19 protein-coding genes are annotated in these 21,313 nt (G+C 59.2%); 15 read left to right on the forward strand and 4 right to left on the reverse strand.

What is annotated here, in order from left to right; genetic code table 11:
- The first annotated feature begins 155 nt into the window (after nucleotides 1-155).
- The 7 genes from minD to HU755_RS14385 all read left to right on the forward strand — a co-directional run bounded on the left by minD (nucleotide 156) and on the right by HU755_RS14385 (nucleotide 7,483).
- On the forward strand, nucleotides 156-968 hold the full coding sequence (gene minD / locus HU755_RS14355) for a septum site-determining protein MinD (protein WP_007913953.1): 813 nt from the start codon (nucleotides 156-158) through the stop codon (nucleotides 966-968).
- The gene (minE, locus tag HU755_RS14360) at nucleotides 968-1,222 is read left to right on the forward strand and encodes a cell division topological specificity factor MinE (RefSeq protein WP_003223146.1); all 255 of its coding nucleotides are present in this window, start codon (nucleotides 968-970) and stop codon (nucleotides 1,220-1,222) included. The genes minD and minE overlap by 1 nt, the downstream gene beginning before the upstream one ends.
- A gap of 91 nt (nucleotides 1,223-1,313) precedes the next feature.
- The gene (locus tag HU755_RS14365) at nucleotides 1,314-1,949 is read left to right on the forward strand and encodes an RluA family pseudouridine synthase (RefSeq protein ID WP_186551918.1); all 636 of its coding nucleotides are present in this window, start codon (nucleotides 1,314-1,316) and stop codon (nucleotides 1,947-1,949) included.
- Between the two features lie 248 nt (nucleotides 1,950-2,197).
- A complete protein-coding gene (locus tag HU755_RS14370; RefSeq protein WP_186551919.1) occupies nucleotides 2,198-3,487 on the forward strand; it encodes a M18 family aminopeptidase in 1,290 nt (429 codons plus the stop codon).
- A gap of 192 nt (nucleotides 3,488-3,679) precedes the next feature.
- Complete coding sequence (locus tag HU755_RS14375; protein ID WP_186552479.1) at nucleotides 3,680-3,856, forward strand: hypothetical protein; 177 nt, start codon at nucleotides 3,680-3,682, stop codon at nucleotides 3,854-3,856.
- 74 nt (nucleotides 3,857-3,930) lie between these two features.
- Nucleotides 3,931-6,084, forward strand: coding sequence for a mechanosensitive ion channel domain-containing protein (locus HU755_RS14380; RefSeq protein ID WP_186633651.1), 2,154 nt, complete (start codon nucleotides 3,931-3,933; stop codon nucleotides 6,082-6,084).
- Nucleotides 6,085-6,148: 64 nt separating this feature from the next.
- Nucleotides 6,149-7,483 carry an amidohydrolase gene (locus HU755_RS14385; RefSeq protein WP_186633656.1) on the forward strand — a complete coding sequence of 445 codons (1,335 nt, stop codon included), beginning with the start codon at nucleotides 6,149-6,151 and terminating at the stop codon, nucleotides 7,481-7,483.
- 596 nt (nucleotides 7,484-8,079) lie between these two features.
- Here the strand turns inward: HU755_RS14385 and phnR are convergent.
- Nucleotides 8,080-8,793, reverse strand: coding sequence for a phosphonate utilization transcriptional regulator PhnR (gene phnR, locus HU755_RS14390; protein ID WP_186633659.1), 714 nt, complete (start codon nucleotides 8,791-8,793; stop codon nucleotides 8,080-8,082).
- Between the two features lie 350 nt (nucleotides 8,794-9,143).
- Here phnR and HU755_RS14395 point away from each other — a divergent pair, with 350 nt between their 5' ends.
- The 6 genes from HU755_RS14395 (at nucleotide 9,144) to HU755_RS14420 (ending at nucleotide 14,577) form a co-directional block, all read left to right on the forward strand.
- Complete coding sequence (locus HU755_RS14395; RefSeq protein ID WP_186552483.1) at nucleotides 9,144-10,211, forward strand: ABC transporter substrate-binding protein; 1,068 nt, start codon at nucleotides 9,144-9,146, stop codon at nucleotides 10,209-10,211.
- Between the two features lie 180 nt (nucleotides 10,212-10,391).
- Complete coding sequence (locus HU755_RS14400) at nucleotides 10,392-11,198, forward strand: alkaline phosphatase family protein (protein WP_186633662.1); 807 nt, start codon at nucleotides 10,392-10,394, stop codon at nucleotides 11,196-11,198.
- Nucleotides 11,199-11,203: 5 nt separating this feature from the next.
- The gene (locus HU755_RS14405; RefSeq protein ID WP_186633697.1) at nucleotides 11,204-12,040 is read left to right on the forward strand and encodes an ABC transporter permease subunit; all 837 of its coding nucleotides are present in this window, start codon (nucleotides 11,204-11,206) and stop codon (nucleotides 12,038-12,040) included.
- Nucleotides 12,027-12,827, forward strand: coding sequence for an ABC transporter permease (locus HU755_RS14410; protein WP_186552485.1), 801 nt, complete (start codon nucleotides 12,027-12,029; stop codon nucleotides 12,825-12,827). Before HU755_RS14405 ends, HU755_RS14410 begins: the two co-directional genes overlap by 14 nt.
- On the forward strand, nucleotides 12,824-13,813 hold the full coding sequence (locus HU755_RS14415; protein WP_186633665.1) for an ABC transporter ATP-binding protein: 990 nt from the start codon (nucleotides 12,824-12,826) through the stop codon (nucleotides 13,811-13,813). Before HU755_RS14410 ends, HU755_RS14415 begins: the two co-directional genes overlap by 4 nt.
- A 110-nt stretch (nucleotides 13,814-13,923) precedes the next feature.
- Entirely contained in the window at nucleotides 13,924-14,577 is a 654-nt protein-coding gene (locus HU755_RS14420) for an HAD family phosphatase (protein ID WP_186552487.1), read from the forward strand.
- Nucleotides 14,578-14,691: 114 nt separating this feature from the next.
- Here HU755_RS14420 and HU755_RS14425 read toward each other — a convergent pair whose 3' ends face one another.
- Nucleotides 14,692-15,654, reverse strand: coding sequence for a zinc-binding dehydrogenase (locus tag HU755_RS14425; RefSeq protein ID WP_186633668.1), 963 nt, complete (start codon nucleotides 15,652-15,654; stop codon nucleotides 14,692-14,694).
- Between the two features lie 138 nt (nucleotides 15,655-15,792).
- Here HU755_RS14425 and HU755_RS14430 point away from each other — a divergent pair, with 138 nt between their 5' ends.
- Nucleotides 15,793-17,877, forward strand: coding sequence for a carboxy terminal-processing peptidase (locus HU755_RS14430; RefSeq protein ID WP_186633671.1), 2,085 nt, complete (start codon nucleotides 15,793-15,795; stop codon nucleotides 17,875-17,877).
- A 118-nt stretch (nucleotides 17,878-17,995) separates the two neighbouring features.
- A complete protein-coding gene (locus HU755_RS14435) occupies nucleotides 17,996-19,786 on the forward strand; it encodes a bifunctional diguanylate cyclase/phosphodiesterase (RefSeq protein WP_186633674.1) in 1,791 nt (596 codons plus the stop codon).
- 243 nt (nucleotides 19,787-20,029) lie between these two features.
- Here the strand turns inward: HU755_RS14435 and HU755_RS14440 are convergent, their stop codons facing one another.
- Both HU755_RS14440 and HU755_RS14445 read right to left on the reverse strand, forming a co-directional pair.
- Nucleotides 20,030-20,389, reverse strand: a complete 360-nt coding sequence (locus tag HU755_RS14440; RefSeq protein ID WP_186633677.1) for a hypothetical protein — start codon at nucleotides 20,387-20,389, stop codon at nucleotides 20,030-20,032.
- Between the two features lie 3 nt (nucleotides 20,390-20,392).
- Nucleotides 20,393-21,313: RHS repeat domain-containing protein (locus HU755_RS14445; RefSeq protein ID WP_186633680.1), on the reverse strand; the 921-nt coding region annotated here is incomplete at its 5' end.

Here is a 21,313-nt window from a genome sequence, read left to right on the forward strand (position 1 = left end):
TTTTCCAAGCATCTCTAAAACGTAGCGAAAACGGCTCAAACGAAGTAGGAAAAAGGCCAAAAGCCAAATTCCAGCCAAGGCTGTCCGACTGCAGTAGTTTTCAAGAGATGTTTTTCAGGGGCTGAACAGTCCTTCTTCCTTAGGGGTGAAACACCTTGGCCAAGATTCTCGTGGTTACATCCGGCAAGGGTGGTGTGGGTAAGACCACCACCAGCGCCGCTATCGGTACCGGCCTCGCTCTGCGCGGCCACAAAACAGTGATCGTCGACTTCGACGTGGGCTTGCGTAACCTCGACCTGATCATGGGTTGCGAGCGCCGCGTAGTGTATGACTTCGTCAACGTGGTCAACGGCGAAGCCAACCTGCAACAGGCCTTGATCAAAGACAAGCGCCTGGAAAATCTTTACGTGCTGGCCGCCAGCCAGACCCGCGACAAAGACGCACTGACCGTCGAAGGCGTGGAAAAAGTCCTGATGGAGCTCAAGGAGCAATTCGAGTTTGTCGTCTGCGACTCCCCGGCGGGCATCGAGAAAGGCGCGCACCTGGCCATGTACTTCGCCGATGAAGCGATTGTCGTGACCAACCCGGAAGTCTCCTCGGTACGTGACTCGGACCGCATGCTCGGCCTGCTGGCGAGCAAATCGCGCCGCGCCGAACGTGGCGAAGACCCGATCAAGGAACACCTGCTGATCACCCGCTACCACCCGGAGCGTGTTGAAAAGGGCGAGATGCTCGGCGTTGAAGACGTCAAGGAAATCCTCTCGGTGACTTTGCTCGGCGTGATCCCGGAATCCCAGGCCGTGCTCAAGGCGTCCAACCAGGGCGTGCCAGTGATTCTCGACGACCAGAGCGATGCCGGTCAGGCGTACAGCGATACCGTCGACCGCTTGCTGGGCAAAGAAAAAGCCCACCGATTCCTCGATGTCGAGAAGAAGGGATTCTTCGAGCGCCTGTTTGGAGGTAGGTAATGAACCTTTTTGACTTCTTTCGTGCCAACAAAAAGCCAAGTACCGCCTCGGTAGCGAAAGAGCGTCTGCAGATCATCGTGGCGCATGAGCGCGGCCAGCGCAGCACGCCGGATTACCTGCCAGCCTTGCAAAAGGAACTGGTCGACGTGATCCGCAAGTACGTCAACATCGGCAACGACGACGTACACGTTGCACTGGAAAGCCAGGGCAGTTGCTCGATTCTGGAACTCAACATCACCCTGCCCGATCGCTGAGTCGATCCGGCAGGTACGACGGCGGCTCAGGGCCATTCCCCTTGCGGAATGGCCCTGAGCCGCCGTTGGCATTTGTTACGAGGCTGTTTTAATGCCGCTGTCCAACATCCGCATCATTCATCAGGACGCCGCCGTACTGGTGGTCGACAAACCGACGTTGCTGCTCTCGGTGCCCGGTCGCGCCGACGACAACAAGGACTGCCTGATCACCCGCCTGCAGGAAAACGGTTACCCGGAAGCGCGCATCGTCCATCGCCTGGACTGGGAAACTTCCGGCATCATCCTGCTGGCCCGTGATGCCGACACTCATCGCGAACTGTCGCGGCAGTTTCATGACCGCGAAACCGAAAAAGCCTACACCGCGCTGGCCTGGGGTCAGCCGGAACTGGACAGCGGCAGCATCGATTTGCCCCTGCGTTACGACCCGCCGACCAAGCCACGGCATGTGGTCGATCATGAATTCGGCAAACATGCGCTGACGTTCTGGAAGGTGCTGGAGCGTTGCGGCGACTGGTGTCGCGTCGAGCTGACGCCGATCACCGGCCGTTCGCACCAATTGCGCGTGCACATGTTGTCGATCGGCCATCCGCTGCTCGGTGACGGGCTCTATGCCCACGAGCAGGCGCTGGCGGCCTGGCCACGTCTGTGCCTGCACGCGAGCATGCTCGGCTTCACCCATCCGCAAACCGGCGAACGCCTGCGCTTCGAGTGCCCGGCGCCGTTTTGACGGCCAACGCGATCAAAACTGTGGGAGCGGGCTTGCTCGCGAAAGCAATGTGTCAGTCAACCCGCGTGTTCCTGATCCACCGCCTTCGCGAGCAAGCCCGCTCCCACACTGAATTGCGTCAGCCTGACAATGATCGGCCGGCTTCAAGACCGCAATCGCTGGCAAGCCAGCTCCCACAAGGATCTGCATCGGATTCAATTGTCCGGCCAATACGTTAAACTCCCGCCCATTGCTGTCTGGAGTTTCTTATGCGCGCAGAGTTGAACCAGGGCCTGATCGATTTTCTCAAGGCCTCCCCTACCCCGTTCCACGCCACCGCCAGTCTCGTTCAACGCCTGGAGGCCGCCGGCTACGTGCGCCTCGACGAGCGCGAGCCTTGGACCACCGAGGCCAACGGCCGCTACTACGTCACCCGTAATGATTCCTCGATCGTCGCGATCAAAATGGGCCGCAACTCGCCCTTGCACGGCGGCATTCGTCTGGTCGGCGCACACACCGACAGCCCCTGCCTGCGGGTCAAGCCGCAGCCGGAATTGCAGCGCCAGGGCTTCTGGCAACTGGGCGTCGAAGTCTACGGCGGCGCACTGCTGGCGCCGTGGTTCGACCGCGACCTGTCGCTGGCCGGCCGTGTAACCTTCCGCCGAGACGGCAAGGTCGAGAGCCAGTTGATCGACTTCAAGGCGCCGATCGCGATCATTCCCAACCTGGCGATTCACCTCAACCGTGAAGCCAATCAGGGCTGGGCGATCAATGCCCAGACCGAGTTGCCGCCGATCCTCGCGCAATTCGCCGGTGACGAGCGTGTCGACTTCCGCGCGGTGCTCACCGATCAACTGGCCCGCGAACACGGACTGAACGCCGACGTGGTGCTGGATTACGAGCTGAGTTTCTACGACACGCAAAGCGCTGCGGTGATTGGTCTGAACGGCGATTTCATTGCCGGTGCACGCCTGGATAACCTGCTGTCGTGCTATGCCGGCCTGCAAGCCTTGCTCACTGCCGAAACCGACGAAACCTGCGTATTGGTGTGTAACGACCACGAAGAGGTCGGCTCCTGCTCGGCCTGCGGCGCCGACGGCCCGATGCTCGAACAGACCCTGCGCCGCGTGCTGCCGGACGGTGACGAGTTCGTCCGCACCATCCAGAAATCCCTGCTGGTCTCGGCCGACAACGCCCACGGCGTGCACCCCAACTACGCCGAAAAGCACGACGCCAACCACGGCCCGAAACTCAACGCCGGCCCGGTGATCAAGGTCAACAGCAACCAGCGCTACGCCACCAACAGCGAAACCGCCGGTTTCTTCCGCCATCTGTGCATGGCCGAGGAAGTCCCGGTGCAGAGCTTCGTGGTGCGCAGCGACATGGGCTGCGGCTCGACCATCGGCCCGATCACTGCCAGTCATCTGGGCGTGCGCACCGTCGACATCGGCCTGCCGACCTTCGCCATGCACTCGATCCGCGAACTGTGCGGCAGCCATGACCTGGCGCACCTGGTCAAAGTGCTCAGCGCGTTCTATGCCAGTCGCGAATTGCCGTAATGGCTGAAAAGCTTCGCGAGCAGGCTCGCTCCCACAAGTTGCATTCCAACATGTGGGAGCGAGCCTGCTCGCGAAAGCGCCGGATCAGACACCAAATACCCCACTGACTTAAAGCATTCCTGAGCCACATCACGCCCCCGCTTCGAAAACCCGCCTAGACTGCAACCATCCCTCCCAGACAAGGCCGTCTCCATGATTTCGATGTCTTCCTTCCACGCCATGCTTGTCCCGATTCTCTCGGGAATGATCCTGCTGGCCATCGGCTTCAATTTCCGTGACAAGAACGCCGGTGTCTTCGCCATGTGGGTCGGCATGCTGATGATCCTCGCCACCGTGGTCTACAAGATCCTCGCCAAACTGAACGAATGACCGAGCCCGGCTCGCATTGCGCCATAGGGCCTCGTACACTCCAGCGCATCCGCCCCTCGCGAGGTTGTCCCCTGGTGTTTGCTCGTCTTTTCGCTTTGCCCGGTCTGTTTCTTGTCTGCCTGATGACGCTGCTGCCGCTGGCGCCCGCACAAGCGGTCGGTTTGCCCGGCCTGCTCAATACTTCCAAGCCGCAACCAGAAGCCCAGGAACCCCTCGGTCAGTCGCTGGATGAAGTCATCAAGTCGCTGGAAAACGACAAGCAACGCGCACAACTGCTCAGCGACCTGAAGAAGCTGCGCGACGCTACGAAACAAGCCCAGGCCGCGCCGGAAGAAGGTGTGCTGGGCCTGATCGGCGGCACCCTGGCCAACTTCGAAAAACAGTTTTCCGGCGCCGACAGCCCGATCACCCGCTGGTCCAACGAGATCGATCTGGCCAAGGACGAACTGACCGGCATGTTGCTGCCGGCCACCGAATGGCTGCCGATCATCTTCGGCTTCGCCATGATACTGATGCTGTGGAGCCTGCTCGCTGCCGCCCTGATCTGGCTGGGTCACCGCGTGCGCCTGCGCTTCGGTCTCACCGAAGAACTGCCGCAACACCCCAAGGCCCTCGACATGCTGCGCTTCGCGCTGCGCAAGCTCGGACCGTGGCTGATCGCGCTGGTGATGACCGTCTACATGAGCTATGCGCTGCCCTCGTCATTGGGCAAGAGCCTGGCGATGGTATTGGCCTATGCGTTGGTGGTCGGCACCTGTTTCTCGGCGATCTGCGTGATTGCCTTTTCCCTGCTCGATGGCCCGCACCGCCATCGCGCGCTGTACATCCTGCGCCATCAGGCTTTTCGACCTTTATGGCTGATCGGCAGCTTTGCCGCGTTCGGTGAGGCATTGAGCGATCCGCGCCTGATCGAAAGCCTGGGCGTGCACCTGGCCCATACCGCCGCGACCACCGCCAATGTACTCGCCGCCCTCTCGACCGGGCTGTTCATTCTGCGCTTCCGCCGACCGATTGCGCATCTGATCCGCAACCAGCCGTTGTCTCGACGCCTGACGCGCCGCGCCCTCAGCGACACCATCGAAATTCTTGGGACCTTCTGGTACGTACCGGCGCTGGTGCTGGTCGGCGTCTCGCTGTTCGCCACCTTCGTCTCCGCCGGCGACACCAGCACGGCGTTGCGCCAGTCACTGATCTGCACGGTTTTGCTGGTCTTGTGCATGGTCATCAACGGCCTCGTGCGTCGCCATTCGCTGAAGCCGCAACGCGGGCCGAAACGTCATGCGCTGTACTCGGAGCGACTGAAAAACTTCTTCTACACCCTCGCGCACCTGCTGGTGTGGCTGCTGTTCATCGAACTGGGCCTGCGCGTCTGGGGCCAGTCGCTGATCGCCTTTGCCGACGGCGAAGGTCATGACATCAGCGTCAAGCTGTTCAGCCTGATTGGCACGCTGATTTTCTCCTGGCTGATCTGGATCCTCGCCGACACCGCCGTGCACCACGCCCTCACCCGCTCACGCAAAGGCCTGGCCAATGCTCGCGCGCAGACGATGATGCCGCTGATCCGCAACGTCCTGTTCGTGGCGATTTTCATCATCGCGTTGATCGTCGCGCTGGCGAATATGGGCATGAACGTCACGCCACTGCTGGCCGGTGCCGGTGTGATCGGCCTGGCCATTGGTTTTGGTGCGCAGTCGCTGGTCGCCGACCTGATCACCGGGCTGTTCATCATCATCGAGGACTCGCTGGCCATTGATGATTACGTCGATGTCGGCGGCCACCTCGGCACCGTCGAAGGCCTGACCATTCGCACCGTGCGCCTGCGCGACATCGACGGCATCGTCCACACCATTCCGTTCAGCGAAATCAAAAGCATCAAGAACTACTCGCGGGAATTCGGCTACGCAATCTTCCGCGTCGCGGTGCCGTACAACATGGAAATCGACGACGCGATCAAACTGATGCGCGAAGTCGGCCAGAAAATGCGCACCGACCCGTTGCAGCGACGCAACATCTGGTCGCCACTGGAAATTCAGGGTGTAGAGAGTTTCGAATCCGGCAGCGCGATCCTGCGCGCACGGTTCAAGACCGCGCCGATCAAGCAGTGGGAAGTGTCCCGGGCTTTCAATCTGTCTTTGAAACGACATCTGGATGAAGCCGGGCTGGATCTGGCAACTCCGCGCATGAGCGTACAAGTGATCACAGCCGGTGGCGGTCAGCCAAAGGAATAGCACTCAAGCGCGCCGCCGCAGTCACAGGCAAGGAAGCCCGACAACAATAATCAAGGAGAATCCGATGCAACTGACGCGCATTGCCCAGACCGTTTTGCTCAGCCTGATCGCAGGCCACGCCGGCGCTGCCACTTTGGAAAGCACCCGCTCGGAAATTGCCGAACAGGCGCAGAAGCTGGAGCCGCAACTGCTGGAAACCCGTCGCGACCTGCACGCCCACCCGGAACTCGGCAACACTGAAAAACGCACCGCCGAACTGGTCGCCAAGCAGCTCGAGGCAATGGGCCTTGAGGTGAAAACCGGCGTCGCCCGCACCGGCGTGGTCGCCATCCTCAAGGGCGCCCTGCCCGGCCCGACCGTGGCCCTGCGCGCTGACATGGACGCCCTGCCAGTCAAAGAAGTGTCCAACCTGCCATTCGCCTCGAAAGCCAAGGGCACTTATCTGGACAAGGAAGTCGACGTCATGCACGCCTGCGGCCATGACGCCCACACCGCGATCCTGCTCAGTGCCGCGAAAATTCTGACGGGCATGCGCGAGACCTTGCCCGGCACCGTGGTGTTCTATTTCCAGCCCGCCGAAGAAGGCCCCAGCGATTTCATCCCCGACGGCAAAAACACCTGGGGGGCAAAAATGATGGTGCAGGAAGGCGTGATGAAATCGCCAAAACCCGACGCGGTCTTCGGCCTGCACGTCTGGGCCGGCATCCCCGCCGGCCAGATCGCCTACCGCCCCGGCCCGACCCTGGCCAGCTCCGACGACCTGCGCATCAAAATCCTCGGCAAACAAACCCACGCCGGCCGCCCCTGGGACGGCATCGACCCGATCACCGTCGGCGCGCAAACCCTGGTCGGCCTGCAAACCGTGGTCAGCCGCCGCACCGACATCTCCTCCTATCCCTCGGTGGTGAGCATCGGCACCATCAATGGCGGGACGCGTTACAACATCATTCCCGAATCGGTCGACATGACCGGGACGATCCGCTCCTACGACTATGGCATCCGCCAGAAACTGCACGCCGACGTCCGCCAGACCGTTGAAAAAATCGCCGAAAGCGGCGGCGCAAAAGCCGACGTCACCATCATCGAAAAATACGACCCGACCATTAACAACCCGGCGCTGACGGAAAAAATGCTGCCCACCCTGAAATGGGCCGCCAAGGATGACGTGGTGCAAGGGCCGCTGGTGGGCGGCGCTGAAGACTTTTCGTTTTTTGCCAAGGAAGCGCCGGGATTGTTTGTGTTTCTGGGCGTCACCCCGAGAGATCAAGACATGAGCAAGGCCGCACCCAATCACAATCCCGGGTTCTTTGTGGACGAGTCGGCGCTAGTAGTCGGGGTCAGGACACTGGCTTCGTTGGCGACGGATTATTTGTATGCGAATGTGGGGGTGGGCAAATAGAGCCGGGGTGACTTCGCGGGCCTCTTCGCGAGCAAGCACGCTCCCACATTTGAACCGTGTGCAGCCTGTCAAAAATGGCTGGGCTGACAGGCCGCCATCGCGAGCAGGCTCACTCCTACAATTGGCTCGAGTTCATCCTCAAGAAACAGGTCGGCTGTCAGGCCGCCTTCGCGAGCAGGCTCGCTCCCACAGAAGAGCAAAACCAAACCAGAGCAAAGCAGACCGCTTTTGCTTCTCACCACTCAACACAATGAGCGCAAGCTCGAGTACCGCTCTTGATCTCAGAGCCCGTCGGCAGGCTGAGCGGAGGGGTTGATCCGGGCGTGGGAGCGCAGCGACCGTTTGGCGCAGCCAAACACAGCGAGAGGAGGTGCAGCGAAGCAAACCGGAGACGCTGCGCCCGGATCAATCCCGTAGCGAAGGCACCCCGAGCCCCAGCGAGCGGGCCGAACGTCAGGGCAAAGCCTTTTTGGGTACTTTTTCGGCGTCTGGAAAAAGTGCCTCGCCGTAAGGGCGAAACCATAAGAAGCCATCACCGCAGCAACGGATATTCACCCAAAACCCCAAGAACCTGGTCGGCCCAAAGGCCGCCAAGGTCAAACCACATCAACCCCGACATGAATCGCATCATGGCGCCAAAACTCCAGATCACAATCGATCAACCGCCCATGCTGATCATAATTGACCCGCGCAATCCGCAACCCCGGACTCCCCACCGACACCCGCAAAGCCGCCGCCGCATCCGCCGACAATGAAGTCGGAACAATCTCGAACCGCACCCGCCCATAGTGCAAATCGTAATGCCGCGCATACAACTCGGTAATCGACTGATTCAAATCAAACGCCAGAATCCCCGGAAAAAACTGCGGATTCAAATAGTGCTCCACATACAACACCAGACGCCCGTCAATCCGACGCGACCGGCAAATCTGAATCACGCTCGACAACGCCGGCAACTGCAACCACGCGCAGACCGCCGCCGAAGCCGGTTGCAAGCGCGCCGAAATCACCTCCGTCGAAGGCTCGCGCCCCTGCGCACTGACCATCGCGTGAAAGTGACTGCGCTGCATCAGGTTATAGGCCAGACGCGGCGGCGAAACGAACCAGCCGCGCCGCTCCTCGCGATAAATCTGCCCCTGCGCCTCCAACTGCAATAACGCCTCACGCACCGTGATTCGCGTCGTGCCAAACAGCTCACTGAGCTTGCGTTCGGCCGGCAACTTGCTGCCCGCTGCCAACAAGCCATGATCAAGCTGCTCCTGCAACACCTGGCCAATCGCTGTCACCGCTTTGGTTGCCTCATCACGCATCAACGTTACCTATCTGGACTAGACCAGCACTGTTTCAGGGCAAGACCGACCGGTAAATGAACCGTTTTCGTCTGTTGCAAGCCTAGGCAGCGTAGATGAACAACAGATGACAAAACGGCTCAACGGTCTTGCTCACGACTTGCAATACATCGGCCAAGTCCCTTGTCTGCCGTGGCTTGAGCATGGTCTACGCTTATCTGGCACCTGCCGACACCGGGCAAGCAAGAGCCCCGCAAACAGGCCCTCGACATCAAAGTGTCATCCAGCGCCCTTAAATTGGCTCAGGTATTGCTGACCTAGACCAACACAAACCGCAATCGCAGCGTTGAACACGACCAAGGAGCTTCGGAATGAAACAGCTTTTCCTGGCAACACTGTTAGGCTCGACCATTGCAATGTGCAGCGCCGCCATGGCGGCCGACACCGACCTGAAAACCCTCGAAGCCGCTGCGAAGGCGGAAGGCGCCGTCAACAGCGTCGGCATGCCCGATGACTGGGCCAACTGGAAAGGCACCTGGGCGGATCTGGCCCAAAAGTACGGCCTTAAACACATCGACACCGACATGAGTTCGGCCCAGGAAATCGCCAAGTTCGCCGCCGAGAAAGACAACGCCACCGCCGACATCGGCGACGTCGGTGCCGCCTTCGGCCCGATCGCGGTCAAGCAAGGCGTGGTGCAGCCGTACAAGCCAAGCACTTGGGATCAAATCCCCGACTGGGCCAAGGACAAGGACGGCAACTGGGCGCTGGCCTACACCGGCACCATCGCTTTCATCGTCAACAAAAAACTGCTGCACGGCTCCGAAGTACCGACCAAATGGGCCGACCTCAAGGGCGGCAAATATAAAGTCTCCATCGGCGACGTGAGCACCGCCGCCCAGGCCGCAAACGGCGTACTGGCTGCTGCTCTGGCCAACGGTGGCGACGAGAAGAACATCAAACCGGCCCTGCTGCTGTTCGCCGACATCGCCAGACAGGGTCGTCTGTCGATGGCCAACCCGACCATCGCCACCATGGAAAAAGGCGAAATCGAAGTCGGCGTGGTCTGGGACTTCAACGGCCTGAGCTACAAGGCCAAGATGGCTAACCCGGATGACTACGTGGTACTGATCCCGTCCGACGGTTCGGTGATTTCCGGTTACACCACGATCATCAACAAGTACGCAAAAAACCCTAATGCCGCCAAGCTGACCCGCGAATACATCTTCAGCGACGCCGGCCAGACCAACCTTGCCCGCGGTAATGCCCGTCCGATCCGCGCCGAGCATCTGCAACTGCCGGAAGACGTGAAGGCCAAGCTGCTGCCGAACGAGCAGTACAAAAAAGTTACGCCGATCAAAGACGCCGATGCGTGGGAAAAGACCTCCAAAGCCCTGCCGCAGCAGTGGAACGAAGAAGTCATTGTCGAAATGAAATAAAGCGGCTGATCACCATTGCGTGATCCGCTGGAGATCCCCTGTAGGAGTGAGCCTGCTCGCGATAGCGGTAGTTCAGTCAACACTGTGTTGAATGTTCAACCGCTATCGCGAGCAGGCTCACTCCTACAAAGGGACCCGGGTTGAATCTGAAATTTCCTGTTTCGCGGAGTTTTTGCCCCTATGAAGCACAACGTCATCCTTGTCGTGCTCGACGGCCTCAACCACGAGGTTGCGCGTCACGCCATGGGGCATCTGCAGGCTTATGTTGGCGCAGGACGCGCGGCGCTCTATCAACTGGAGTGCGAACTGCCCGCCCTGTCCCGACCGCTTTACGAATGCATTCTTACCGGCGTGCCGCCGATCGACAGCGGTATCGTCCACAACAATGTCTCGCGCCTCTCCAATCAACGCAGCATCTACCATTACGCCCGCGATGCCGGGCTGAAAACCGCCGCGGCGGCGTACCACTGGGTCAGCGAGTTGTACAACCGCTCGCCATTCGTCGCCGCACGCGATCGCCACACCGACGATCCGTCGCTGCCAATCCAGCACGGCCATTTTTACTGGAACGACCACTATCCGGATTCGCACCTGTTCGCCGACGCGGAAAACCTGCGCCTGCGCCACGCACCGAATTTCCTGCTGGTCCACCCGATGAACATCGATGATGCCGGGCACAAACACGGCCTCGACTCTGCGCAGTACCGCAACAGCGCCCGCTCGGCCGACATCATTCTTGCCGACTATCTGCATACCTGGCTCGACGCTGGTTATCAAGTGCTGGTGACCGCCGACCACGGCATGAACAACGACCGCTCGCACAACGGCCTGCTGCAAGAAGAGCGTCAGGTGCCGCTGTTCGTCCTCGGCAGTGCTTTCAGCCTGAACGCCGACGCGGCGCCGAAGCAGACCGAGCTCTGCGGCACCGTCTGCGAACTGCTCGGCGTGCCCCACGACAAGCCTGTGTGCCGGGAGCTGCTCAAGTGAACTCGATGACCCGCAGCAAATGGCTCGCAGCCCTGTGTCTGGTGCCCTTCGCACTGTTCTTTATCGTCTTCGAAATCGCCCCGCTGGTCTGGGTGATGATCAACAGCCTGCAGTCGGAAGAGTTCGGCTGGGGTTTGGCCAACTTCAGCAAAATCTTCAGTTCGAAGTTTTATTTGCAGGCGATCCAGTACAGCCTCGAGATCAGTTTCTGGTCGAGCGTATTCGGCATCATCATCGCCGTGCTGGGAGCGTACTCGCTGCGTCGAGTCGACTCGAAACTGCGCAACTTCGTGAACGCCTTCGCCAACATGACCAGCAACTTTGCCGGCGTGCCCCTGGCCTTCGCGTTCATCATCCTGCTCGGTTTCAACGGCAGCATCACCATCATGCTGAAACAGTCGGGGATCATTCAGGACTTCAACCTGTACTCGAAAACCGGGCTGATCATCCTCTACACCTACTTCCAGATTCCCCTCGGCGTGCTGCTGCTCTACCCGGCTTTCGACGCCTTGCGTGAAGACTGGCGCGAGTCCGCCGCGCTGCTTGGGGCCAACGGCTGGCAGTTCTGGCGGCACATCGGCCTGCCGGTGTTGACGCCGGCCTTGCTCGGCACGTTCGTGATCCTGCTCGCAAACGCCCTCGGCGCTTACGCGACGGTTTATGCGCTGACCACCGGCAACTTCAACGTCCTGCCGATTCGTATTGCAGCGATGGTTTCCGGGGACATCTCTCTCGACCCGAACCTGGCCAGCGCCTTGGCCGTGGTGCTGGTGGCGCTGATGACCATCGTCACCGTTGTGCATCAACTGCTGCTGAAGAGGAGCTACCATGTCTCGCGCTGAATCCGGCCCGGCCGGCCTCTACCACCGCGTCGTGGTCTACCTGCTGTTCGCCATCCTGTTGCTGCCGCTGGTGGGCACGCTGATCTATTCGATCGCCAGCAGTTGGTCGGCGACCATTCTGCCCAGCGGCTTCACTTTCAAATGGTACTTGCAACTGTGGAGCGATCCGCGCTTTCTGCACGCGTTCGGCCAGTCACTGATCGTTTGTGTCGGCGCCCTGGTGCTGTCGGTGGTGCTGATCCTGCCATTGCTGTTCGTCGTGCACTATCACTTCCCGAAACTCGATGCGCTGATGAACATCCTCATCCTGCTACCCTTCGCGGTGCCGCCCGTGGTGTCCTCGGTGGGACTGTTGCAGCTCTACGGTTCCGGGCCGATGGCGATGGTCGGCACGCCGTGGATTCTGATCGGTTGCTACTTCACCGTGGCGCTGCCGTTCATGTACCGCGCAATCACCAACAACCTGCAAGCAATCAACCTTCGCGACTTGATGGACGCCGCGCAACTGCTCGGCGCCAGCACCTTTCAGGCTGCATTCCTGGTGGTGCTGCCCAATTTGCGCAAGGGTCTGATGGTGGCGTTGCTGCTGTCGTTCTCGTTCCTTTTTGGTGAGTTCGTGTTTGCCAACATCCTCGTCGGCACACGTTACGAAACCCTGCAGGTTTACCTGAACAACATGCGCAACAGCAGCGGTCACTTCACCAGCGCGCTGGTCATTTCGTATTTCTTTTTCGTGCTGGTCCTGACCTGGATCGCCAACATCTTGAACAAGGACAAAAGCGAATGAGCTACGTCAGCGTCCAACACCTGCAAAAAAGCTATGCGGGCACCACCGTGTTCAGCGATATCGATTGCGAAATCAACAAAGGCGAGTTCGTCACGCTGCTCGGCCCATCCGGGTGCGGCAAGTCGACCCTGTTGCGGTGCATCGCCGGGCTGACGCCGGTGGATGGTGGGCAAATCCTGCTCGATGGCGTCGATATTGTGCCGTTGAGTCCGCAGAAACGCGGCATCGGCATGGTGTTTCAAAGCTATGCGCTGTTTCCCAACATGACCGTCGAACAGAACGTCGCCTTCGGCCTGCGCATGCAAAAGGTCAATGCCGATGACAGCCACAAGCGCGTGGTGGAGGTATTGAAACTGGTTGAACTGCACGACTTCGCCAAACGCTACCCGCATCAATTGTCTGGCGGCCAATGCCAGCGTGTCGCCCTCGCCCGCTCGCTGGTGACCCGCCCGCGTTTGTTGCTGCTGGATGAGCCACTGTCGGCACTCGACGCGCGGATTCGTAAACACTTGCGCGAACAGATCCGCCAGATCCAGCGCGAACTCGGCCTGACAACCATTTTTGTCACCCACGATCAGGAAGAAGCGCTGACCATGTCTGACCGGATTTTCCTGATGAATCAGGGAAAGATCGTACAAAGCGGCGATGCCGAAACCCTCTATACCGCACCGGTCGATGTGTTCGCCGCCGGCTTCATTGGCAACTACAATCTGCTCGACGCCGAGGCCGCTTCCAAGCTGTTGCAGCGGCCGATCAACCACCGCATCGCCATCCGCCCGGAGGCTATCGAACTGAGCCTCAACGGCGACCTCGACGCGCAAGTACGCAGCCACAGCCTGCTCGGCAACGTCATTCGTTATCGCATCGAGGCGCGCGGCGTCGAACTGGTGGTCGATGTACTCAACCGCTCGGCCGCCGACCTGCATCCCGACGGACAGCGCCTGGCACTTTCCATCGATCCGACGGCGTTGTGCCAGGTAGCCTGAAAGCAGCAAGCTTCGAGCTGCAAGCCCCAAGCTGTAGACTGCGGTGCACGTGATTTTAATTCTTGCAGCTCGAAGCTTGGAGCTTCGCAGCTGTTCTCGGAGAGAACCCGATGGCTTTGGCAATTTTTGATCTGGACGAAACGTTGATCCACGGCGACTGCTCCTCGCTCTGGAGCGAGCAAATGGTCCGCCTCGGCTGGGTCGATGGCGAATCGTTCATGCAGCGCGACAAGGAATTGATGGACGCCTACGGCCGCGGCCACCTGGCGATGGAGGACTACATGGCCTTCAGCCTTGAACCTCTGATCGGCCGCACGCCGGCAGAAATCGAGCACCTGGTTGGCCCATGGGTAGAAGATTTCATCGAACCGATCATCTTCAGCGACGCGACCAAAACCATCGCCGCGCACCGCAAGGCCGGCGACCGGATCCTGGTGATCTCGGCGTCGGGTACGCACTTGGTCAAGCCGATCGCCGAACGCCTGGGGATCGATGAGGTACTGGCCATCGAACTGGACGTCGCCCATGGCGTGTACAGCGGTAATACCGTCGGCACCCTGACCTACCGCGAAGGCAAGATCACTCGCTTGCTGGAATGGCTGGACGCCGAAGAAGAGAACCTGGAGGGCGCGAGCTTCTATTCCGACTCACGCAATGATCTGCCGTTGTTGCTGAAGGTGGATTTCCCGCACGTGGTCAACCCGGACCCGGTGCTGCTCGAGCAGGCAGAAAAATCCGGCTGGCCAATCCATCTCTGGAAGTGACACAGATCCAATGTAGGAGTGAGCCTGCTCGCGAAAGCGGTCTTTAAGTGACGAATATGTTGCCTGAGACTCCGCATTCGCGAGCAAGCCCGCTCCCACAGGGGCTTTGTGTTGTCAGCTCAGGCTTTCGTCAATCACCAACACCAGCTTGCCCGCCACGGTGTTACTCGCCAACTCGGCAAACGCCGCCTCGGCATCCTTCACCGCAAACGCCTTGGCCAGTTGCGGACGCAACCGCCCTTCTGCAAACAACGGCCACACCTGCTGGCCGAGATCGCTCAGCAAATCCGCCTTGAACTGATCACTGCGGCTGCGCAACGTCGAACCGAGCAGTTGCACGCGCTTGGCCAACACCTGCGCCAGATCCAGTTTCGCCTCACGCCCCCCCATCAGGCCGATCAACACCCAGCGTCCATCCAGCGCCACCAGTTTCAGATTCAGCGCTGAATAGTCGCCGCCGACCGGATCGAGGATCACATCGAACGGACCTAAATCGCGCAGGCCTTCCAGATCGTCAGTGCGCAGCACACCGCCCTGCGCGCCCAACGACTCGCAGTAAGCCAGACGCTCGGCCGACCCGACGCTGACCCAGCAGGGGTTGCCAAAGGCCTTGCACAGCTGAATGGCGGCTGAACCGATTCCACTGGCGCCAGCGTGCAAGAGAACTTTCTCACCCGGTTTGAGCGCCGCAAGCTGAAACACATTCAGCCAGACTGTTGCGTAAACCTCAGGCAATGCCGCCGCCTCGATCAGCGAAACGCCTTCGGGAATCGGCAACACGTGCCGCCCGTCGACAACCACTTCCTCAGCCATGCCGCCCCCGGCCAGCAAGGCGCAAACCCGATCGCCGACCTGCCAGGACGAGCCCGCGCCGACCTCGCTGATCACCCCGGAACACTCAAGACCGAGCACTTGGCTGGCGCCTGGCGGTGGTGGATAAAGCCCCGCCTTTTGCAATAAATCGGCACGATTGAGGCCTGCTGCCGCCACGCGGATGCGGACTTGTCCTACATCGCAGGTAGGACTCGGCTCTTCAACCCATGCCACTTGACCTTCAACGCCTTGCAATGCCTTCACAGTGCCTCCATAGTGAGTCTGGACTGAGCCCGAAGCGGTAGCGCCGGGCTTTTTGCATTATGCGACCGGATCTCAAAGAACCGGCGACTTCAAAGACGGCCTAATATGCGTTATCAATTGTCCCCGCGTCGAATCAGCATGAAGCATCTGCTCCCCAGCACCGCCCTCGCTCTTTTCATCGGTATCGGTCTGTTGCCGGTGTCGGGCACCACATTCGCAGCCAACAGCTGGGACAAGTTGCAGCCTGATCGCGATGAAGTCATCGCCAGCCTGAACGTCGTCGAGTTGCTCAAGCGTCACCACTACAGCAAGCCGCCGCTCGACGATGCGCGCTCGGTGATCATCTACGACAGCTACATCAAGCTGCTCGACCCGTCGCGCAGCTACTTCATGGCCAGCGACATCGCTGAATTCGACAAGTGGAAAACCCAGTTCGACGACTTCCTCAAGAGCGGCGATCTCAACGCCGGGTTCACCATCTACAAGCGCTATCTGGACCGCGTCAAGGCGCGCCTGGACTTCGCCCTTGCCGAGCTGAACAAAGGCGTCGACAAGATGGACTTCAGCACCAGGGAGACCTTGCTGATCGATCGCAAGGACGCGCCGTGGCTCAAGTCCACCGCTGAACTCGACGACCTGTGGCGCAAGCGCGTCAAGGACGAGGTGCTGCGCCAGAAGATCGCCGGCAAAGAGCCGAAGCAGATCCAGGAAACCCTGACCAAGCGCTACAAGAACCAGTTGGCGCGCCTGGATCAGACCCGTGCCGAAGACATTTTCCAGGCCTACATCAACACCTTCGCCATGTCCTACGACCCGCACACCAATTATCTGTCACCGGATAACGCGGAAAACTTCGACATCAACATGAGCCTGTCCCTCGAGGGCATCGGCGCCGTGTTGCAGAGCGACAACGATCAAGTGAAGGTCGTGCGTCTGGTACCAGCAGGTCCGGCTGACAAAACCAAGCAAGTCGCCCCGGCCGACAAGATCATCGGCGTTGCCCAGGGCAACAAGGAAATGGTCGACGTGGTCGGCTGGCGTCTGGACGAAGTGGTCAAGCTGATTCGCGGCCCGAAAGGCACCGTCGTGCGCCTGGAAGTGATTCCGGCGAGCAATGCGCCGAACGACCAGACCACCAAGATCGTGCCGATCACCCGTGAAGCGGTGAAGCTCGAAGACCAGGCGGTGAAAAAGTCGATCCTCAACCTGAAACAGGACGGCAAGGACTACAAACTTGGCGTGATCGAAATCCCGGCCTTCTACCTCGATTTCAAGGCGTTCCGTGCCGGTGACCCTGATTACAAGAGCACCACCCGCGACGTCAAAAAGCTGCTGACCGAACTGCAGAAGGATAAAGTCGACGGCGTGGTCATCGACCTGCGCAACAACGGCGGCGGTTCCCTGCAGGAAGCCACCGAACTGACCAGCCTGTTCATCGACAAGGGTCCGACCGTACTCGTGCGTAACGCCGACGGCCGTGTCGACGTGCTCGAAGATGAAAACCCGGGCGCCTTCTACAAAGGCCCGATGGCACTGCTGGTCAACCGCCTGTCCGCCTCGGCTTCGGAGATCTTCGCCGGTGCCATGCAGGACTACCACCGTGCGCTGATCATCGGTGGCCAGACCTTCGGCAAAGGCACCGTGCAGACCATTCAGCCGCTGAACCATGGCGAACTGAAACTGACCCTGGCCAAGTTCTACCGGGTGTCCGGGCAGAGCACCCAGCATCAGGGCGTGCTGCCGGACATCGACTATCCATCGTTGATCGACACCAAGGAAATCGGCGAGAGCGCCCTGCCGGAAGCCATGCCGTGGGACACCATCCGCGCGGCGATCAAACCGGCGGCCGACCCGTTCAAGCCGTTCCTGGCCCAGTTGAAGTCCGAACATGACGCGCGCACCAACAAGGATGCCGAGTTCGTGTTCATCCGCGACAAACTGGCCCTGGCGCAAAAACTGATGGAAGAAAAAACCGTCAGCCTCAATGAAGCCGAACGTCGTGCCCAGCACGCCGACATCGACGCCAAGCAACTGGCAATGGAGAACATCCGTCGCAAGGCCAAAGGCGAAGAACCGCTCAAAGAGCTGAAGAAAGAAGACGAAGACGCGCTGGCCGCCGCCGAGCCGGACAAGGTCAAACCGGAAGATGATGCCTACCTGAGCGAAACCGGGCGCGTGCTGCTGGATTACTTGAAACTGAGCAACCAGGTGGCCAAGAAGTAAGTGATGGCAATTTAGTGTTGGCGATCCGCGGATCGTCATCAAACAGTCATCATTCTGTCGTGCAATAAAGGACTGGGAGCCAACGCTCCCAGTCCTTTTTTTATCGCCAGAGATCGCCATGACCACGACCGAACAGCTGAGCGCCTTGAGCTCGATCCTGACTCAAAGCGGCTTACACAGCCTGTTCCAGCCGATCATCTGCCTCTCCGAACGGCGCATCCTCGGTTACGAAGCCCTCACCCGTGGCCCGTCCAACAGCCCGTTGCACTCGCCCATTGCGCTGTTCGCCGTAGCGCGTCAGGCCGGCCGACTGAGCGAACTGGAAATCGCCTGCCGCCAAAGCGCCTGCCGCCGCTTCAACGAGCAGCAGTTACCGGGCAAGCTGTTTCTCAATGTCTCCCCGGAATCCTTACTCGAAGCGGCGCACCAACCCGGACGCACGTTGCAGTTGCTGCAGGATTTCGGTATTCCGCCAAGCCAGGTGGTGATCGAACTCACCGAGCAGACACCAATCGATGACTTTCAGTTACTGCAAACCGCCCTGCATCACTATCGGGCGATGGGCTTTTCCATTGCGCTGGACGATCTGGGCGCCGGGTATTCAAGCCTGCGCTTGTGGTCCGAGCTGCGACCGGATTACGTGAAGATCGATCGACACTTTATCGATGGCATTCATCAGGACGCGTTGAAGCGTGAATTCGTTGGTTCGATCCTGCAAATCGCCAAGGCTTCCAGGGCGCAAGTCATTGCCGAAGGCATCGAGTTGCCGGAAGAACTCGCGGTGCTGACTGAAATGGGCGTCGATCTGGTTCAGGGCTACCTGCTCGGCCGCCCTCAGGAACATCCATCCCGCGACGCTCGCGCCATGATGCCCAAACACGACAGCAGCGCCGTCGCGCTGAACGATGAAGGCAGTGACCTCAGCGCCCTGCTCAACGACCAACCGGCCGTGCAGCGCAATATTCCGACTGCCACCGTACTGGAAGCCTTCCGTCGTCAGGCCAACCTCAACTCACTCGCCGTGCTCGACGAACAAGGCCAACCCTGCGGCATCGTCCATCGCCACTCCCTGTCGGACGCCTTGCTCAAACCGTTCGCCACCGACCTGTTCGCCCGCAAACCGATCAGCCGCCTGATGAACGACGATTTTCTCGCCGTGGAAATGAGCCAGTCGCTGCAACAAGTCAGCCGCCTCATCACCAGCCGCGCCCGCCAGCGCATCGAAGAAGATTTCATCATCACCCTCAACGGCAGCTACCTGGGCCTCGGCCGGGTCATCGACGTGCTCAAACTGATCACCGAACTGAAAATCCAGCAGGCACGGTACGCCAATCCGCTGACCTTACTGCCGGGCAATGTGCCGATTCAGCAATGCCTGACGCGATTGCTGCAACAGGCCCGCGAGTCGATCATCTGCTACGTCGACATCGACAGCTTCAAACCCTTCAATGACATCTACGGCTACGGTCGCGGCGACGAAGTCCTGCTCTGCCTCGCGCAATGCCTGAACGAGCGCGTCGACCCCACCCGCGACTTCGTCGGCCACATCGGCGGCGACGACTTCCTCCTCGTCCTCGGCCCGGAAGACTGGCGCAAACGCCTTAACCAACTACTCGACGACTTTCAGAGCCAATGCCGCCGGTTTTATCGGCCCGAGCACCTTGAAGCTGGATGCTTCATCGCCCCCAACCGCCAAGGTGCGCGGCAGGAGTTTCCCCTACTGTCGCTATCGATTGGTGTAGTTCACCTGCGGCCCGAAGCATGCGCAGCGCTTGATGCAAGCCAGCTTGCCGAGATGGCGTCGCAGGCGAAGCATCATGCGAAGAATGTTGCGGGGTTTAGTCTGCATGTGCTCGATAGCCTTGGCACTGCCGAGCTGCAGTCATCGACGCTAATCGGCCAATGTTGACTCTGCAAAAACTGCAAATTCCTAGCTGGCAAGCCCGCACGCGAAGGAGTCAGTTCATTCAATTCAATCAGTAGTACTTGCTATTCAAGTTGTTCGTGCAGGCAAACCAAGGCTTGCCGATGAACAAACTCATCCATCACTATTCAGGACTCAAGTTTGAGCACGATAAAATTAAAGACGCAGCCAGCATCTTCCATTCGCTCAATCAGCCGATAGCGCCTCTTTTTTCAAATATTCTCCACTCTATTCACCCGTAATCGTTTCTTGCCGATACGCCCGAAGCCGTTCGAGCAATGTACTCATAAACATACGCGCGTCCTCTATTTCGTCCGAAAACAATAAACTTCTTTTTGCAAAAACCCCTTCAAACGAATTATTTTCATCCAGACAGGATGCAATGGTTTCAATTAACCAGCATTTATCACCTTCAGAGTAACTTAAAAACTCGGGCCTGATTACTGAATCAAAAACATTAGAAAGATCGGAACAGTCATTCACATCTGCCCAGCAGATTAACTCCTCAACTGATTCCGAATGAGGATAATCAATATCAAATATAAACAAAAAACCTGGCAAAATTGAGATATCCGGTTTGAAGTTCATAACTTAGTAGTCCGTATAAGCGGTTATAGGGTTGCCCTTAACATCTAGGATAACGACAGTTTTCGTTGTCCCCACGTATTCCAATCGCCTACTCTTGTATCCTTCCCCTACCTTTCTTCGCATTTCCACAGGCAGCGATGAGAGAGCCAAACTTCCTGTACGTCGGAATATAAGCTGCGCGCGATTTATCGCATTAAGCTGATCTCTATGACTAAGAAATCTCGTTGCAGCGCGAGGAACACTTGGCTCCTTTACCTTAGTTTTACGATTCATCCTCATCTCTACTTTGCCTGTTGTCGGATTTTTTGCATGTTCCACTCGTTCAAGCTGCGCTGCTAAAGTGGTTTGTGCGCCATGCTTCTGTAAGAAATGCGCCTTGGTATTGGGAGGCTCCATTTTTTTCAATTCGTTAAAAGCAATCTGCTCCGCCAACTCATCAATCCTCGCCCGACGCTCCTGCGCCGTCATCTTCGGCAGCGTGGGCTCACCCTCATCAACCTTAGCCCCACCAATCCCACCCGGCACCGCACACCCAGGCTTATTCGGCGGAGGACAACTGGACGTCAACCCCAACGGATCCACCCACCCCGTCGGATTCGGCACGTACAGGTACTGATTCAACCCACCCGCGAGCTTCACCGGGTCCGGGGTCAGATACCTTCCCAATCTGGGGTCGTAATACCGATGTCGGTTGTAGTGCAGTCCGCTTTCCGCATCGAAGTACTGCCCCTGAAAGCGCAGCGGCTGATCCAGGTATTCTTCGCCGGCCAGGGTCACCGCGGCGATTTTGCCGTAGGCGTCGTATTGCGCCGACCAGACGATTTCGCCGCTGTAGTCGGTGAGTTCCTGCGGGGTGCCGAGGTGGTCGAGTTGGTAGTAGAACGGGCAGGCTTTTTTCGGGCCTTTGCCGTCGAGCAGGGCCAA

Source organism: Pseudomonas sp. SWRI111 (assembly GCF_014268555.1).
Lineage (GTDB): Bacteria > Pseudomonadota > Gammaproteobacteria > Pseudomonadales > Pseudomonadaceae > Aquipseudomonas > Aquipseudomonas hamedanensis.